The 15,983-nt window shown below is 68.5% G+C and carries 11 protein-coding genes; 2 read left to right on the top strand and 9 right to left on the bottom strand.

The genetic code is table 11. The features are described 5' to 3' along the window. Positions 1-52: 52 nt before the first annotated feature. From rplI to rpsF, 4 genes are all read right to left on the bottom strand, one after another. Positions 53-499, bottom strand: a complete 447-nt coding sequence (gene rplI / locus AB0I71_RS06730; RefSeq protein ID WP_357582245.1) for a 50S ribosomal protein L9 — start codon at positions 497-499, stop codon at positions 53-55. A gap of 13 nt (positions 500-512) precedes the next feature. Then, complete coding sequence (gene rpsR, locus AB0I71_RS06725) at positions 513-752, bottom strand: 30S ribosomal protein S18 (protein ID WP_007073789.1); 240 nt, start codon at positions 750-752, stop codon at positions 513-515. 41 nt (positions 753-793) lie between these two features. Beyond that, positions 794-1,303: a single-stranded DNA-binding protein gene (locus AB0I71_RS06720; protein ID WP_093409371.1), complete on the bottom strand. Its 510-nt coding sequence runs from the start codon at positions 1,301-1,303 to the stop codon at positions 794-796. Positions 1,304-1,402: 99 nt separating this feature from the next. Continuing rightward, complete coding sequence (rpsF, locus tag AB0I71_RS06715) at positions 1,403-1,693, bottom strand: 30S ribosomal protein S6 (RefSeq protein ID WP_265010155.1); 291 nt, start codon at positions 1,691-1,693, stop codon at positions 1,403-1,405. Positions 1,694-2,201: 508 nt separating this feature from the next. Here rpsF and AB0I71_RS06710 point away from each other — a divergent pair. Together AB0I71_RS06710 and AB0I71_RS06705 are read left to right on the top strand one after the other, a co-directional pair. Continuing rightward, positions 2,202-2,993 carry a deoxyribonuclease IV gene (locus tag AB0I71_RS06710; RefSeq protein WP_357582244.1) on the top strand — a complete coding sequence of 264 codons (792 nt, stop codon included), beginning with the start codon at positions 2,202-2,204 and terminating at the stop codon, positions 2,991-2,993. Beyond that, a complete protein-coding gene (locus AB0I71_RS06705) occupies positions 2,990-5,422 on the top strand; it encodes a hypothetical protein (RefSeq protein ID WP_357582243.1) in 2,433 nt (810 codons plus the stop codon). The genes AB0I71_RS06710 and AB0I71_RS06705 overlap by 4 nt, the downstream gene beginning before the upstream one ends. Positions 5,423-5,437: 15 nt before the next feature. Here AB0I71_RS06705 and AB0I71_RS06700 read toward each other — a convergent pair whose 3' ends face one another. The 5 genes from AB0I71_RS06700 to AB0I71_RS06680 all read right to left on the bottom strand — a co-directional run bounded on the left by AB0I71_RS06700 (position 5,438) and on the right by AB0I71_RS06680 (position 15,827). Further along, positions 5,438-6,970 (bottom strand): glycosyltransferase 87 family protein, encoded by a 1,533-nt coding sequence (locus AB0I71_RS06700; protein WP_357582242.1) that lies wholly within the window; start codon positions 6,968-6,970, stop codon positions 5,438-5,440. 236 nt (positions 6,971-7,206) lie between these two features. Continuing rightward, complete coding sequence (locus tag AB0I71_RS06695) at positions 7,207-7,722, bottom strand: hypothetical protein (protein WP_357582241.1); 516 nt, start codon at positions 7,720-7,722, stop codon at positions 7,207-7,209. A 71-nt stretch (positions 7,723-7,793) separates the two neighbouring features. Continuing rightward, entirely contained in the window at positions 7,794-11,777 is a 3,984-nt protein-coding gene (locus tag AB0I71_RS06690) for an SGNH/GDSL hydrolase family protein (protein ID WP_357582240.1), read from the bottom strand. 322 nt (positions 11,778-12,099) lie between these two features. Further along, positions 12,100-12,585 carry a DUF2690 domain-containing protein gene (locus AB0I71_RS06685; RefSeq protein WP_357582239.1) on the bottom strand — a complete coding sequence of 162 codons (486 nt, stop codon included), beginning with the start codon at positions 12,583-12,585 and terminating at the stop codon, positions 12,100-12,102. Positions 12,586-12,959: 374 nt separating this feature from the next. Continuing rightward, complete coding sequence (locus AB0I71_RS06680; protein ID WP_357582238.1) at positions 12,960-15,827, bottom strand: transglycosylase domain-containing protein; 2,868 nt, start codon at positions 15,825-15,827, stop codon at positions 12,960-12,962. Positions 15,828-15,983: the final 156 nt, after the last annotated feature.

Below are 15,983 nucleotides of genomic sequence, written 5' to 3'. Positions count from 1 at the left end.
CAGGGCCCGCACCGTGGACGGTGCGGGCCCTGTGTCGTTCGTCGGCGAGGGCTCAGCCCTGCACGACGTTGAGGTTGAACGAGGCGGTCACCTCGGGGTGCAGCTTGATCCGCACGGGGTGCGACCCGATCGACTTGATGTGACCGGTGACCTCAAGCCGCCGCCGGTCGAGAGCCGGACCACCGGCCGCCTTGACGGCGTCGACGATCTCGGCCGGGGTGACCGAGCCGAAGAGCCGACCGCCTTCACCGGCACGGGCCTTCAGGTTCACCTTGAGGGCCTCAAGCTGTGCCTTCACCTCGTTGGCGTGATCCAGGTCGCGGATCTCGCGGGCCGAACGGGCCCGCTTGATGAGGGTGACCTGCTTCTCCGCGCCCTTGGTCCAGGCGATCGCGAAGCCCTGCGGGAGCAGGTAGTTACGGCCGTAGCCGTTCTTGACCTCCACGATGTCGCCCGGGGCACCGAGCCCGGACACCTCCTGAGTCAGGATGATCTTCATGTCGGTGCCTCTCTCAGCGGGCCGTCGCGGTGTACGGCAGGAGCGCCATTTCACGGGCGTTCTTGACCGCACGGGCGATCTGCCGCTGCTGCTGCGAGGTGACGCCGGTCACCCGCCGAGCGCGGATCTTGCCGCGGTCGGAGATGAACTTGCGCAGCAGCGCGGTGTCCTTGTAATCGATGTAGGTGATCCCGTCCTTGTCGAGCGGGTTCACCTTCTTCTTCGGCTTGCGCAGTGCCGCAGCCTTCGCCATTGCTCTTGCTCCTGGTTTACGATCACGGGCGCTCGGCGCCATTAGAACGGAGGCTCCTCGTCGAAGTTGCCGCCACCCGAACGGGAGGGGGCCGGTGCAGCCGAAGCCCAGGGGTCGTCGAAGTTGCCTCCGCCGCCCTGGCCACCACCGCCACCACTACCGAAGCCGCCGCCACCGCCGCCGGACCGGGACATCTTCTGCACCTTCGCCGTGGCGTAGCGCAGTGACGGGCCGATCTCGTCGACCTCCAGCTCGATGACGGTGCGCTTCTCACCCTCGCGGGTCTCGTACGACCGCTGACGCAGTCGACCCGAGACGATCACGCGGGCGCCGCGCTGAAGCGACTCCGCCACGTGCTCCGCGGCCTGCCGCCAGACGGTGCACGAGAGGAAGAGCGGCTCGCCGTCCTTCCACTCACCGGATGCCTTGTCCATGAACCGGGGCGTCGAAGCGACCCGGAACTTGGCGACCGCGGCACCGGAGGGGGTGAACCGCAACTCGGGGTCATCGGTCAGGTTGCCGATGACCGTGATGGTGGTGTCTCCTGCCATGACCAACTCCTCGCGCGCTCATCCGTTCCGCCGTACAGGTTCGCAGAACCCTCTGACAGCGACGGTGAGGCTGATCCGGGTGGGGCCGGGGTGGGTTTGCTAGCGCATCTCCGGCCGGATGACCTTCGTACGCAGCACGGACTCGTTGAGCCGCAGCTGGCGGTCCAGCTCGGCCACCGCCTCCGGCGTCGCCTGGAGGTCGATGACGGCGTAGATGCCCTCGGCCTTCTTGTTGATCTCGTAGGCGAGGCGTCGGCGGCCCCACACATCGGTCTTCTCCACCGAGCCACCCGCAGTCCTGATCACGTTCAGGTACGTGTCGAGCGACGGGGCGACGGTGCGCTCCTCGAGGCTGGAGTCGAGGATCACCATGATCTCGTAATGACGCAAGACGTGCTCACCTCCTGTGGGCTAAGCGGCCACGGTCCTTCCGTGGCAGGAGGTCGTGCGTCGTGGCCCGTTCCGGTACCGGGGGGACCCGGCCGGGGACGGACAACCGGACCAGGATACCCGGCCCAGACGATCACCATCACCGAGGTGACGGGCACAGCGAACCGGGGGTCCGGCCGACGTCGCTGTCGGCACGGACCCCCGGCCACGGGGCCGCGGGGCGCCTGGTCCGCATTCCTTGGGTGGGACCTGGGGAGGAACGACCACACCGATGAGGTTGGACCGGAGACGCCCCGCGGAGCTTTATCACGTTGTTACCTGACGTTATCGCGGAAGCTGGTGCTTCATGGGGCAAATCCCGGAATTACCGACAATTTTCTCGATGGACTCCGGCCAGGTCACTTGACCGGAGGATCCACCGGAATCAACGACTGCCGTCGGCGCCGGTGACGCGGCCGGGTAGCGGGCGTCGCCCCGGCCGTCGGAGTCGGGACGTAGGCTCGCCTGCATGCGTATCGGAGCCCACGTCGATCCGACCGACCCGCTGGCGGAGGCGACCGCCCGAGCGGCAGACGCCGTGCAGTTCTTCCTCTCCGACCCTCAGGGCTGGAAGACGCCGCAACCCCGTCCCGACGCGGAAGCGCTGAGCAGCGCCGACGTCGACGTCTACGTGCACGCGCCGTACGTCATAAATGTCGCCACCGGCAACAACCGCATCCGGATCCCCAGCCGCAAGCTGCTGCTGGCGCACGCGAAAGCAGCCACCGCGATCGGCGCGAAGGGCCTGGTGGTGCACGGCGGGCACGTCAACGCCGGCGACGACCCCGCGACCGGGTTCGACAACTGGCGCAAGGCGCTGTCGTACGCGGCCGAGTCAGGCGGCTTCGGGCTTCCGGTGCTGATCGAGAACACCGCCGGTGGCGAGAACGCCTGTGCCCGGCGGCTGGATGCGCTCGCCCGGCTCTGGGACGCCGTCGGTGACCACGAGGTCGGTTTCTGCCTGGACACCTGCCACGCCCATGCCGGCGGGGAGGAGCTGCTCGGCCTGGTCGATCGGGTCAAGGCGATCACCGGGCGGATTGACCTGGTGCACGCCAACAACTCAAAGGACGGGTTCGGGTCGGGGCGTGATCGTCACGACAACCTGTCGGGCGGGACCATCGACCCGGACCTGGTGGTGGCGGTGATCCGCGCAGCGGGGGCACCGGTCATCGTCGAGACGCCCGGGGGCGTCGAGGGGCAGGGCAACGACATCTCCTTCCTGCGCGGGCAGCTCGACGGGGAGACCGGGGCACGATGACCACGGACCAGTCCGCCCCCGGCGGCCCCCGGCCGGCCTCGCGCGACGGTCGGGCCGCCGACGGATCGGCGGTCGACGGCACTGACCCGGAGCGCCGACGCGACGCTGGCGACGAGGTACGGGCGAGCGCCCTCGACGAGCCAGGCAGGCCCACCGCGAGTGGTCCGGCCGACGCGGTCCGTCCGGCGGAGAAGCGCACCGGCGATGACCGAGGCAAGCGGGCAGACTCAGCGACTGACCCGGCCACCGCGTCGGCGACCGCCGCCGAGGGCGAGAACGGCAGGACGGCTGCGGGTAAGGACGCCGCAGACACCGACAAGGCCGCCGGCAGAGCGATCACCGACCAGACCGCCGCAGGCGAGGTCACTGCCGCCGGCGAAGCTGCCGACAACGGCAGGGCCGAGGAGAAGACCAAGGCCGACAGCAGGGGCACGGCCGGCAACGGGACCAAGGCTGACGACAAGACCAAGGCCGACGACAAGACCAAGGCCCGCAACGGGACCGAGGCCGAGAGCAAGGCCGACGGCAAGGACACGGGCGGGGAGAAGGGCAAACCCGCCGACGAGAACAGATCCGCCGGTCCGGCGAGCGGCGACCGGTCCGGCGAGGACGGCAGCGGCAAGCCGGACGGAGCCCCGGCGGAGGGCGGCAGCAAGCCGGACCGGTGGTCCGCCTTCGGGCCCGCACCCGAGCCGGTCCCCACCTGGTACGGGCGGGCGGGTCGGAGGTTCGGCCGGCTACTGATCCACGAGTGGACGCTGGCTGCCGTCGCGTCACTGGCTCTGGCCGTGCTGATGACCTGGCCGACGCTGCGCTACCCGGCACACACGCTGCCCCAGGACTACTGGGATCCGAGCCTTCAGGCCTGGCAGATGGCCTGGTCCGGGCACATCCTGCTGAGCGAGCCGGCCCAGCTGTGGCATGCCAACGCGTTCTATCCCGAACGGTGGAGCTTCGCCTTCTCGGACACCCTGCTCGGGTACGCGCCGGCCGGCATGATCGGCAGTGGTCCCGAGGCCGCCCTCGTTCGCTACAACATCATGTTCGTGCTGGCGCACGCCCTCGCCACCTTCGGCGCGTACGTGCTGGCTCGGCAGCTCGGCGCGAGCCGGACGGGTTCCGCGGTGGTCGGTGCCGCGTACACCTACGCGCCGTGGCTGCTCTCCCAGGCCGGTCACCTGCACGTGGTCTCCAACGGCGGCATTCCGCTGGCGCTCGCCATGCTGGCCCGGGGGCACGGCTGGTCGCTCCGGCACGGCTACCGACCCGAGCGTCGGCACGAGGGCTGGGTGTACGCCGGCTGGCTGATGGCCGCCTGGCAGCTGAGCCTCGGTTTCGGTATCGGCCTGCCGTTCGCGTACGTGCTCGCCGGCATCGTGCTGGTGGCCGCCGCCATCTGGTACGCGAAACGGATCTTCTGGCGGGTCAAGCGCCCCTTCGGCCAGCGGTTGTTCGTCGCCGACCTGATCGGCGGGCTGATCTTCGCCGGGGTGGGTGTCCTGATGGCCATCCCGTACTTCACCGTCACGCAGCTGCACCCGAACGCGGAACGGACGATCGGCGACATCGCCGTCTTTTCGCCGCCCGCGACCAGTTTCGTCACCGCCCCGGCCGAGTCCCGCCTCTGGGGCGGGCTGCACGAAGGTGCCCGGTCACTGCTGTCGTGGCATCCGGAGATGACGCTGCTGCCCGGCTTCGTGCTGTACGCGCTGGCCCTCGGCGGGCTGTTCTTCTCCGTCTGGAAGGTCCGTCAACGGCTCCTGTTGCTCGCCGGGGTGCTTGTCGCGATGGCCCTGTCGATGGGCACCGAACTCTTCGGCGGTCGCTTCACCTACGTACCGCTCTTCGACCATCTGCCCGGCTGGAGCGGCATCCGGACGCCGGGCCGGCTGATGCTGTGGGCCACGCTGCTGCTCGGGCTGCTCGCGGCGGGGGCGGTCAGCGCGTTCGCCGAACGGGTCCGGGAGATCTCCGCCGAACGGATCCCGTCCTGGCCGAGCCCCTGGCTGCGCCTGGCGACCCTGGTGCCGCTGATGCTGGTCATCGCCGAGGGCACAAACACCACACCCCATCCGGTGGTGCCGGCACAGCCGGCGGCGATGCGTTCGGTCGACGGCCCACTGCTCGTCCTGCCCAGCGGGCAGAACCATGACCAACCGGTGATGCTCTGGTCGACCACGCGGTTCCAGGACATCGTCAACGGTGGCAGCGGTTTCACCCCGCGTCAGCTCGACGACGCACGCCGGGTGGCCATGACCTTCCCCGACCAGACAAGCGTCGACTACCTGCGCACCCTCGGCGTGCGCAACGTCCTGGTGCTGCGCAACAAGATCGCCGGCACCCCGTGGGAGGTGAGCGTCGACGCACCTGTCGACGGGCTGGGCATCACCCGTGAGGAGATCGACGACGTCGTCGTCTTCCGCCTCTGAGCGTGCCGGTCATGGTCACGTGGTCGTGGCGGCGGGCGTCGGGGTCTGCTCGACTGTCGAGCGGCGGCTTCGCCATCGGTCCAGCCAGGGAGCGTCGGGAACGCCGTCGAGCAGGCCGCCGTCCGGGTCGTCGGCGTAGGTGCGCCGTACCGCGTCCTGCTCCGGGTTCAGGATCTCGCGGACGACCAGGACGACAAGGGCCACCACGGCGGCCAGCCGCAGGCTCGCGGCCAGCACGAAGACGCCCTCCGGGAAGACCGGCGTGCCTGTCGACGCGCCGAGCAGCTGGCCGTAGAAGGCGATGAAGTAGCAGACCTCGGCGGCCTGCCAGACGAGGAACGCCCCCCACCTGGGCCGGGCGAGCACCACCAGCGGCAGCAGCCAGAGTACGAACTGCTGCGACCAGACCTTGCTGAAGATCAGGAAGGCGGCGACCACCAGGAAGGCGAGCTGGGCCAGCCGGGGACGTCGCGGTGCCAGCAACGCCAGCGCGCCGATGCCGAGGCAGGCCAGCCCGAACAGCGCGTACGACAGGTGGTTCAGCGTGGGAATGTTGGCGTCCAGCCACTGGAAGGGCCCGATGCTCGCGGGGTCACCGAACTTTCCGTCCAGGTAGCGACCGATGTACCAGAAGGTGCCCCAGTCGATGGGACGTGTGGTGTTCAGCTCGAAGAACCGGTTCCAGTTGTCCCGGTACGGGATCGCCACCGGCAGGTTCACCAGCACCACGGTCACCGCTGCCGTGAGGATGGACAGCAGCGCGGCCCGGGTCCGGTTGGCGCGTAACGCGAGCACCAGGATCGGCCCGAGGATGAACAGCGGCCACATCTTCGCCGCGCCACCGAGCCCCAGCAGCACCCCGGAGAGCGCGACAAGCAGTGTCCCCTTCGGGCCTGGTCCGGAGCGTGCCCAGGCCAGCAGGCCGAGCGCGGCGAGCCCGATGGCGAGGAAGTCCCAGTTGACGGTGGCGGTGAGCAGCAGCGCGGGCGCGAGCGCGAAGAGCGCTGCGTCCCAGGGACGCCGACGGCGCAGCGCCAGGATCACCGCCACGGTGACCACCGCCAGCGCCCCGAGCACGATCGCGTTGAGGTTGTAGAACCACTGGCCCTGGTTCATGTCGGGGTTATCAACGCCGGCCGAGTGGACCGGCAACCCGAGCGCCCCCATGAAGTACCCGGTAAGCACCGGATACTCCACCGGATGGTCCCGGTAGGGCACCGCTCCCTCGTTGAGCCGCTCGGCGTAGTAGAGCGCCAGGACGTCGGTGTAGCAGAAGCGCGTGTACTGCTCGTTGTTGACCCACGCGCCGTCCTGGCAGGGCGACTTCTGCACCCAGTGCAGGGCCAGTGTGAGGCAGGTCAGCGCCAGGACGATCCGCACCGCCGTCCAGAGCCGACGCTCCGCGCCGACCGGCCGGTCCCGGGCGACCGCGTGGTCACCGAGTGGACCACCGATCAGTCCGGAGAGCCCCCGGACGAAGCCGTCGGAGCGGGACGGGTGATCGGGGGCATCCGATTCATCGATGCCTGGCGTCGACTTCGTGCTCATGACCGTGCATCCTGCCGCATCCTGCGACCGCGTTGAAGCCGAAACCACAGCGAATCCCCGAGGCGCTGCCGCCGCTGTGTGGGCACCTCCGCCACCTGGGCACCGGCAGCCGGCGCTCGGCAACCGACGTCCGGCGCTCGCGGTCTGCGGCATGTCGCGGTATCCCTGGCGCCGGAAACCCCGACATGCCGCATCTGACGATCCGGCGGCTGCCGGTTGCGCTCCGGTACGGAAGCTCAGAGCACGAGGAACAGGATCGCCGGGGTGATGAGCAGGGCGGCAAGTGCGATGCGGACCGCTCGGGACAGCCCGGGAAGACAGGCCAACGCAACGGCCGTATAGCAGGCTCCCCAGGCCAAGGCGCAGATCGCGACCGGTGTCGCGTCCGACGAGCCGGTGGCCTTCTGGTAGAGGCCCTCGACGTAGGCTCCGGCAGCCAGCCCCGCGATCGTCACCGTTGGCGCCACCCAGGCCGGACCGGTGAGCGCCAGTACCACCCAGCTCACCACCAACAGCACCGGAAGACCGACCAGCCAGGCGAGGAAGGTCAGAGCGATGATGTCCTCGGACGGTCGATCGGACTCGGTGAGTGCCCGCCAGGTCACCCCGATCACGGTGCCGACCAAGGCGCCGAGCAGCGCTGCGATCGTGACCCGCCAGAACGAGGAGGCAGGCAGTCTGTTGTCGGCACGTTGCGGACCGTGCGTCGACGCACGCGGCGACTCGGATGGTCCCGACGGCGACTCGACCACGTCACGCTCCTTCCGGCCGGCCGGCGTCCCCGCACGTGGGCGGGGACGCCGGTTGGCGCTACAGGCGCCGGTCAGCTCCAGCGGTAGCCGAGTGCGCTGAGACGATCGGAGACCGCCCCACCATAAGCCCGGAATCCGTTGACATTGGGGTGGAAGGAACCAGCACCGAAGTACGAGTCGTTCGGCTCCCCGTCATCGTCGTCGGGGCGGAACCAGTCACCCAGTATGTAGCCGTTGAGCCAGTTCTCGGTGGCGTCGGCCGTGCCGAGTTCGTGTCCGGCGAAGTCGGCTCGCACGTCAACACCGTTGATCTTGTTGGCCAGGTCTGTGTAGAGCAGTTCGGTGGTGGCGACCCGAGCCATGTCGTTGAGCCAGTCGACCTCCTCGGCGGTGATTCCGATCGCCACCCCCGGCAGCGGGTTCAGGTCATACGTGGTGCCCGACTTGAAGATCTGCGGGTAGCCGGCGAGCACAATCCACGCGTTCGGTGCCCGTTCCCGGATCTCGTTGATCACCCGACGAACGTCCAGCTTGATCTTGTCGCGGAACCTGGCCGGCACCGCCACCGTCATCGGCTGACTGTCGCCGGGCAGCGTGAAGCCCGGCTCCATGCAGTTCTTCACCGCACATTCCTTGAACACGTCGGTCCAGCCCGCGTCATTACCCCCGATGGTGAGCATCACCAGGGTGGTGTTCTCGTCCAGGAAGCCCTGGTCGATCTGGGTGAGCTCGCCGTTGCTGGTGTCTCGGGGGACCTGACCCATGGCGTTCGCCGGTGCCGGTTGCCCGCTCGCCGTTCTGGTCGCCATCACGTGGTGGGTCTGCGCTCCGGCGCAGGCGATGTGGTGGAAGTCCACGTTGGCATCCAGTCCGTCGGAGAGACTGCCCAACGACCGTCCGCCCGGCGCGCCGGCCAGGACGACCTGCCGCGCCCAGCCGTGGGCGTTGCGTCGGCAGGAATTCTTGAAGCCAGGCTCGTCGCCATATTGGTCGGAGACCCGGGTGTAATCTCCGGCACCCTCCCCCGAGGAGAACGAGTCGCCCATACCGACTACGAAGTGTCGGGGCTTGGCCGACAGTGGCTGCACCGCGATCGCGTCCCAGACGATCTTATGAGTACCGTTGCCGTCCTGGGCGATCGTGGAGAGCTCGACCTTCGGAGAGCCGCTGCCTCGGAAGTCGAACACCCCCAGGTCCAGCCACTTGTGTTCCTGCCACCGTGTAGGCACCGAACGGTGCCGGGTCGAGGTGGTCTGTCCGGGAAGATAAACCTTGTAGTCAGCCTGGCGCGTGTAGGCGGCGTGGTCCGGAATGTGCACCAGGACCCGGGTCCACGCGTTCGTGGGATTGATCGTCCAGGTACCGGTGATCTTCATCTGGTCGTTCAGGTTGCCCGCCTTGCGGGTGTAACCCATGTAGAAGTGCCCACCGAACCCGCCACCGAGCTGATGGAAGTCCACCTTGGACGGATATTCCCCGAAGTAGTTGCTGCCGAACCGGAGTCCGAAACTGCCCGCGTTCGACCAGGGTCGCCCACAACCGGAGCGGACCGTAGGTACTCCGTCCGGCAAGTTGTCGATGATCCGGGAGCCGGAGGGAAGCCCGGACAGGTCGCACCGGGGCGGGAAGCTCGTACCGTCCTCCTGATAGGCGTACCCGGGATCGAAGCGCAACACCTCGTTGCCGCAGTCGCAGGCCAGCCCTGGCCCGCCCTTCCAGGCCACCGGCTTGTTGTACCAGCACCGCAGGTCGTAGTAGCCGGCCGCGTTGCGGTGCGCGCATGGCCCGGTCGGCTCGCCGATGACATCCGGGTCGTTCGGCTGGTAACGGCCCGTCGGGTCGCAGTGGTTCGTGGCGTCGCAGAACTGCGCCCTCGGCGGCTTCACCGCAGCTCGCGAGGCCACTGTGGACCACCATGCGGCCCGGTAGCCGGCGACCAGGGTCGTCGGTGACTCGCTGATCTCCACCGGGTGCCCCGCCCAGCCCATGATCTTCTCCGGATAGGGCCACTTCTGCGGCGTCCGCGCGTCGGCGTAGGTCTCCTCCAGGAACGGCTTGCGCACCGGGTCGTACCGTGGGTTGATCGGGTTGTTCAGCCAGCCCACACCCCACGGTGACCCGTCACCCTTGTCGTGGTAGAAGCCTGAGTTGTACGCCCAGACGGCAAAGAACCAGTTCTCCATGTACGCCGGGTTGCCGTTGTTGACGATCATTCCGACCGATCGGGTCTGGTTCCACTTGTCCTGGAGAATCTGCAGCCCGGCCGCCACGTTTGTGGCGAAGTCAAGCGCCACAGCCCGCTGGGTCTGGTAGGGCAGCGCCGTCTCGCCCGGCTTCTCCCGCCCGGCCAGCCGCATCCGGTCGGTCACCTGGGCCACGCCGTAGCCACAGTCGGATTCCTCCCAGACGATGTCCCAGTCGTCGTCGGGGGTCTCGTTGTAGACGTTGCGGCCGTAGAAGTTTCCGATCAGCGGGTTGCCGGTGACACCCGGCAGCGCGTACCGCGAGGCCTGCCACATGTTCGACTCCTGCGCGATGATGCCGAGCATGATCTGGGCCGGCACCCGACCGCCACCGAGCAGATCCCGGCGCGGGAACAGACCCTGCGGGGTGTATGCCGGCATGCCCAGGTTCTTCCAGTTCGCCTCACGGGTCACGTGCAGGGAGTTGGTGATGGCCTGGTTGACCGCCCACTCGACCTGTCGAGGCTTGGGCTGCAGCACCTGATTGCGGGGGTCGTTGCGGGGCACCGAGCAGTACCGCTCGCTCTCCACCGGGTCGGTCGGCGAACCAGCGGTGGCCGCCTGGGCACCGGACCGGGACTCCTTCCCGGACGACGTACCGAGTTTCGGATGGATGGCCCGGCCGCTCGAAGCAGCCGTTCCGGTCGCCGCCGGATGCACCTCGAAGGCGAGGTCACCGCCGCTGCCAAGGGTCTTGGCGTTGATCTGGACGTGCTCGGGCACCCCGGGCGTCCGGGTCGCCGCACGTGGATCGCCACTGCCGGGCCCGGCGACCCGAGTCAGCGCGAGCTGCCCCAGAGTGGAGATCTCGCTGTGCTCCGGGGCCTCGACCGCGCGGATACCCGCCGGCAGCGTGCTGACCTGGGCAGGTTGGCCGGTGAGGAAGACCCGACCGGCAGCGCCCCGGGCGACGCTCAGCTCGCCCTCCGCACCTTCGGCCAGGGTGCGCACGCCGGCACCGGCGCCCGGCGTGGTCCGCTTGACGCGTACCCGCTGCTGTGCCAGATCGAGGAACACCAGTCCGTCAGTTCCATCCGGGACCAGCCGGAATGGCACCCCGGACGCTTCGGCGATCCGCCGTGTGGTGCCGTCACGAGCGACATCGACAAGCGCGCCGTTCGCTGCGGCGATGATCGCGTCGCCGACCGGCACCGCCGAGGTGACCTCGGTGGCCAGTTTCACCGGCGCCGACACCGTACCGGCCGCCGCGTCCACAGTTCGGATCCGGCTCTCCACCCGGGTCGCCGACGGGTCGTCCACCAGCTTGCCGCCGAACTGCGTCACCACGGCGGTCTCGCCGACGCCGCAGCCCGGGTTGAAGTAGGCAAGCGAGCTCTGCACCGGCAGCTTGCGCACCGCGCCGGTGCCCAGGTCGACCACTGCCGTGAACCCGCCCCGGTCGAACAGGTCAGCGTCGTTGGTGAAGGTACGCGGCGCGTAGACCACCACCAGCCGCCGGCCGGAGCCGGTGAGGCAGGCGTTGCCGATCCACTGGTCAGCGTCGAAGCCGGGCTCGGCCAGGCTGGTCACGGTCCGCCAGGTGTAACCGGCGCTGGCGTCGGCGGCGAGCACGTGGAAGCCCTCGGCGTCGCCGAAGGTGGTCCAGGCGACGTCCTTCGAGGATCGCCAGCCCTTTCCCAGCAGGTCGTCCCGACGGTCGGGGTCAACCGTGTCCGTCTGGGGTCGTGATGCCGGTGCGGCACCGGAATCCGTCGCTGTCGTCGGTGCCGCACCGCTGCCAGGTTCTGGTGCGCCAACAGCCGGACTGGCCGCCGTGCCGACAATCAGCAGGGTGAGTGAGCATGACGCCACCGCCCTGATTCTGGATACTTTCACAACCGCGCCTCCCGGGTTTCCACCGCGCCGACGGCGTCTGATCGCCGTGGCCCGGATCGGCGCAATTTTGGCGGCAACTCTCATCGTTGCCTCACTACGGCGCCATCGCTACGGGCAGGCCCTGATGCTTGAGCCCGACAGGAAGATTGCGGTCATGTGCATACGAGCCGAATCAACAGTTGTCAGTAGCTGGCGGACGCTCCCGGACTAGGCAACGATCAGGCACACCGACTTTGCGAAAATGATCGGCGGTCGACCGAGGGTGCCTCGGTCACCCGCCGATCATTGCTGTGTGTTCCTAGGCGCAGGACTCCATGTACTCGCTGAACGGGGCGTACCAGAAGAACAGGCACGCCTTGGGGTTCTGGGCGGCCGAGAGCATCCGCGTCCAGCCCTCTTCGCCCTTGTACGCCGCCAACGTCTTTGTCTGGACCATATTTGTGCCCTTGATCCGCGCCTCACCGGTGGCACCCGGCGTGTTGATGTACCGGGTCCAGTACGCCTGACAGGACGACGAGTACCTCAACTCGATTTGCACACCGTTCTTCGCCTTGACCGTTGCTTTCGTCGAGTTGCCGGTGCAGTTCATCGCCACCGGGTCCTTGCCATTGCAAGAAACGTATCCTCCCCCGCCATTGTTTCGACAGGTCTCGTCGATGCTCTCGGCGGCGTTCTTCGCGGGCTCGGCCGCCGCCGCCGCGGGCACGGCCAGGATGGCGGCGAGCGCCATCATGACCCCCGCGAGCAGGTTACCGAAGGCTCTCCTGCTGGACAGCTTCTGCACGTGTGCACCTCTTCCTCTTCGTCCCTCTGCTCGGGGGAGCCTAGGATCAGTGCTCATCGGCCGATCATCGCGACACCATCACGGGCACCACCGCACGAGGCGGCGCGACAACGGGATGATGAAACGCCCGGCGAAGCAAGTCCGCTGACCGGCCAGGACGACCGGACGTTGCCCATCGCCCGAGCGAATCGCATGGCTTGTTGCTGACGTCCCTGTCCGCCGACCTCGCTGGCATGGGTGCCGACTGAAGCTACTACCGGACCGGTCGGCGAGCCCACGGCCGGTGCCCACCTCACACTGCGGGCATCTCGTGCCGGAAAACGAGCTGCGGGCGGCCAGAGAGATTCTCCGACCGCCCGCGGCGTCAGTGGGCGCTAGTTCCGGGTCGTATTTCTCGGCGGTAGCAGTCCGCCGCCTTCACCGCCCGGCTCTTGATCACCTCCGGGTGGGGTGATCGGGTTGTTGCCGCCGTTGTTCCCGCCGCCGGGACCGCCGTTGTCGCCGCGGTTGTCCCCACCGTTGTTGCCACCGTTGTTGAGTTGGCAGAGGAGGTCGAGCGGGTTGCAGTTCTGCTGGTTGCCACCCGGCGGGGGCGGTGGCGGTGCGGGCTCCTCGCCGTTGCCGGCGTCCTGATCGCCGACTCCGGTGACGTCCGGCAGGTTGGACGGGTCGTAGCCCTTCAGGGCATCGTCCATGTACCGCTTCCACAGCGCGGCCGGGAAGCTGCCACCGCCGATGTCGGAGCCGTTCTTGTCGATGATTGTCGGCTTCTTCGGGTCACGGCTGCCGATCCAGACGGCGGTGGCCACGTTCTCGTCGTAACCGACCATCCAGGCGTGGGCGTTGCGTGGGGTTCCGTTGTGCTCCCAGGTGCCGGTCTTGCCGGCGGCTTCGCGGTTCACCAGGTTGGCATTGTTCTTGCCGGGGATCTCCTTGAGCACCGCGGTCACCTCGTCGGCGACTTCCGGTCGGATCACCTGCTGCGGCTTGAGCTTCTCGCCAGTGCCGGGCACCTTGTCCCACTTGCCGGTGGCCTTGTTCTGCTTTTCCACAGTCCGGACGAAGTGCGCCTTGTTGTACTTGCCCTTGTTGGCGAGGGTGGCCAGGCCGTTGGCGTGGTCCAGCACGGTGATCGGGTACTGGCCGAAGCCGACCACCCGGTCGAAGTGCTTGCGCCCGAGCTCCTCGGGCTTGTGCTTGGTCAGGTCGTACGCCTTCGGCGGGTCCACGGTCCACATGGTGCGGATGCCGGCGCGGCGGGCCATGTCGATCACCTTGTCCTCGCCGATGTCCTCGGTGAGGTGGAAGAACGGCACGTTGTACGACCGGACGGTCGACTCCTGGAGCGAGCACCACTTGTTACAGGTCTGTCGCACGTCCCGACCGGCGTTCTGGATCTTATTGTCGTAGCCCTCGGGTTTGAACGGCGTGGCGTCCCAGTGCGACTTCACCGAGATGCCGGCGTCGATCGCCGCGGCCAGCGTGTAGACCTTGAACGACGAGCCTGGCGGGTGGCCGCCGACGAGGTCGCCGTTCTGGTTGGTGTTCAGGCCGGCGTAGTCGAACCCGGTGCCGTTGTCACCGCCGTAGTAGGCCAGTACCCGGCCGGTCTTCGGTTCGACGGAGACCGCCGCCGACATCAGGTTCTTCGGCTGACCCTTGAGCACCGAGCCCTTGCGGTCCGGCTGGGCCGCCTCCTCCAGGGCCTTCTGCATCTTCGGGTCGATGGTGGTGGTGATCCGGTAGCCGCCCTCGCGCAGTTCGTCGACGCAGGTGGGCTTGTCCGGCTCACCGGACTCGGTACAGATGCCCCACGCAGCCATCTCCTTGCGGACGTAGTTGATGACATTGCCGCGCGGAGTGGCCACGCCGAAGCCGTTGTTCTTCTTCGACTTCTGGACCTTCGGGTACTCGGTCGGCCGCTCCGGCTTGCCCGGGGCGTTCAGCCAGCCCTCCTGGACCATCCCGTTGATGACGTACTCCCACCGGGACTTCGCGTCGACCTCGTTGGTCTCCGGGTCGAAGCCCTTGTGGGTGGCGCTGGCGACGGGCTGCTTGATCAGCGCGGCGAGCACCGCGGCCTGCGCCACCGTCAGCTTCTTCGCGTTGGTGTTGAAGTACGTCTGGGCCGCCGCCTCGATGCCGTACGCACCGCGACCGAAGTAGATCACGTTGAGGTAGTTCTCCATGATCTGGTCTTTGGTGAAGTTGTCGTTCAGCTTCGAGGCGAGGATCGCCTCCTTCACCTTCCGCGCGTAGCTGTCGTCCTGGAGGTTCTCGTAGGCGTTGCGCGCGTACTGCTGGGTGATGGTCGAGGCACCCTGCTTGTCGCCACCGGAGAGATTGTTCCAGGCGGCCCGGGCGATGCCCTTGTAGTCGACGCCCGAGTGCCGGTAGAAGTTGCGGTCCTCGGCGGCGGCGACGGCGTCCCGCACGTACTCGGGGATGTTGTCGATGGTGACGAAGGTGCGGTTCTCGTTGCCGAGCTTCGCCACAAGCGTCTTGCCGTCCTTGGCGTAGACGGTGGTGGAGAGCGGCAGCGGGATCTCCTTGGGCAGCACCACGTTCGTCGAGTAGTAGGTGAACCCGACCACGCCGATGCCGGCCAGCATGATGAACACCGCGAAGCCGGCGATCAGCATGTTCATCCGCTTGCGCTTGCGGGCGCGGGCCACCGCACCCGGGTCACGGCCACCGCGGCCGGGGCCGGTCGGTCCGCCGGGACCACCCGGTCCACCGGGCCCGCCAGGACCACCGACGCTTGCCCGGGCCACCGCGGCCCGACCGCCGACGCCACCCACGGACGCCGATCCGACGCTGGCCCGACCGGCCGACGCCGCGCCGACGGCGGCAGCACCGACCGAGGCGCGACCGGGGCCGGCGGGCGACACCGGCACCGAAGCACGGCCGGCGCGGCCCGGGGCGGGCGAGACCGGCACCGAAGCACGGCCGGGGGCAGCCGGTGAGACCGGCACGGAGGCACGGCCGGGGCCGGCCCGGCCGACCGGCGCCGCGCCGGTGGTTCCGCCACGTGGCGGAACGCTCGCCGAGCCACCGACCGATGCCCGTCCGCCGACCGAGGCACGGGCCGACGGGCCGGAAGCCTCCGGGCCGGTGGACCAGTTGACTCCGCGCGGTTCACCACCCGGGCGGCGGTACGCGTCGTCCGCCTGCCCCGGGTCGTCCTGGCCCGGAATCCAGGCCCGGCCGCGCGAGGAGCTGGGATCGCCGTACGAGTTCATTCCTCACACCCTGCCGTCGCGGTGGGGCGCGGTCGCACCGCCACCGGTTTGCCGTGAGTTGTGACACCTGCGGGCACGGCACGGGGGTGCCGCACTCCTGGCATCAGATCCGCATCAATCGGACCATTCAGACCTACAAGCCGTCGGTCACCCCAG

The sequence above is a fragment of the Micromonospora sp. NPDC049891 genome (assembly GCF_040660295.1).
In the GTDB taxonomy this organism is placed as follows: domain Bacteria; phylum Actinomycetota; class Actinomycetes; order Mycobacteriales; family Micromonosporaceae; genus Micromonospora.
The sequence above is the reverse complement of the archived record's forward strand: the minus strand, read 5'-3'. Positions and strand labels throughout refer to the sequence as shown.

Bases quoted from the DNA above. Each gene is read 5' to 3' on its own strand.
- rplI (WP_357582245.1), bottom strand. From the start codon at position 499: ATGAAGATCATCCTGACTCAGGAGGTGTCCGGGCTCGGTGCCCCGGGC.
- rpsR (WP_007073789.1), bottom strand. From the start codon at position 752: ATGGCGAAGGCTGCGGCACTGCGCAAGCCGAAGAAGAAGGTGAACCCG.
- AB0I71_RS06720 (WP_093409371.1), bottom strand. From the start codon at position 1,303: ATGGCAGGAGACACCACCATCACGGTCATCGGCAACCTGACCGATGAC.
- AB0I71_RS06710 (WP_357582244.1), top strand. From the start codon at position 2,202: ATGCGTATCGGAGCCCACGTCGATCCGACCGACCCGCTGGCGGAGGCG.
- AB0I71_RS06705 (WP_357582243.1), top strand. From the start codon at position 2,990: ATGACCACGGACCAGTCCGCCCCCGGCGGCCCCCGGCCGGCCTCGCGC.
- AB0I71_RS06700 (WP_357582242.1), bottom strand. From the start codon at position 6,970: ATGAGCACGAAGTCGACGCCAGGCATCGATGAATCGGATGCCCCCGAT.
- AB0I71_RS06680 (WP_357582238.1), bottom strand. From the start codon at position 15,827: ATGAACTCGTACGGCGATCCCAGCTCCTCGCGCGGCCGGGCCTGGATT.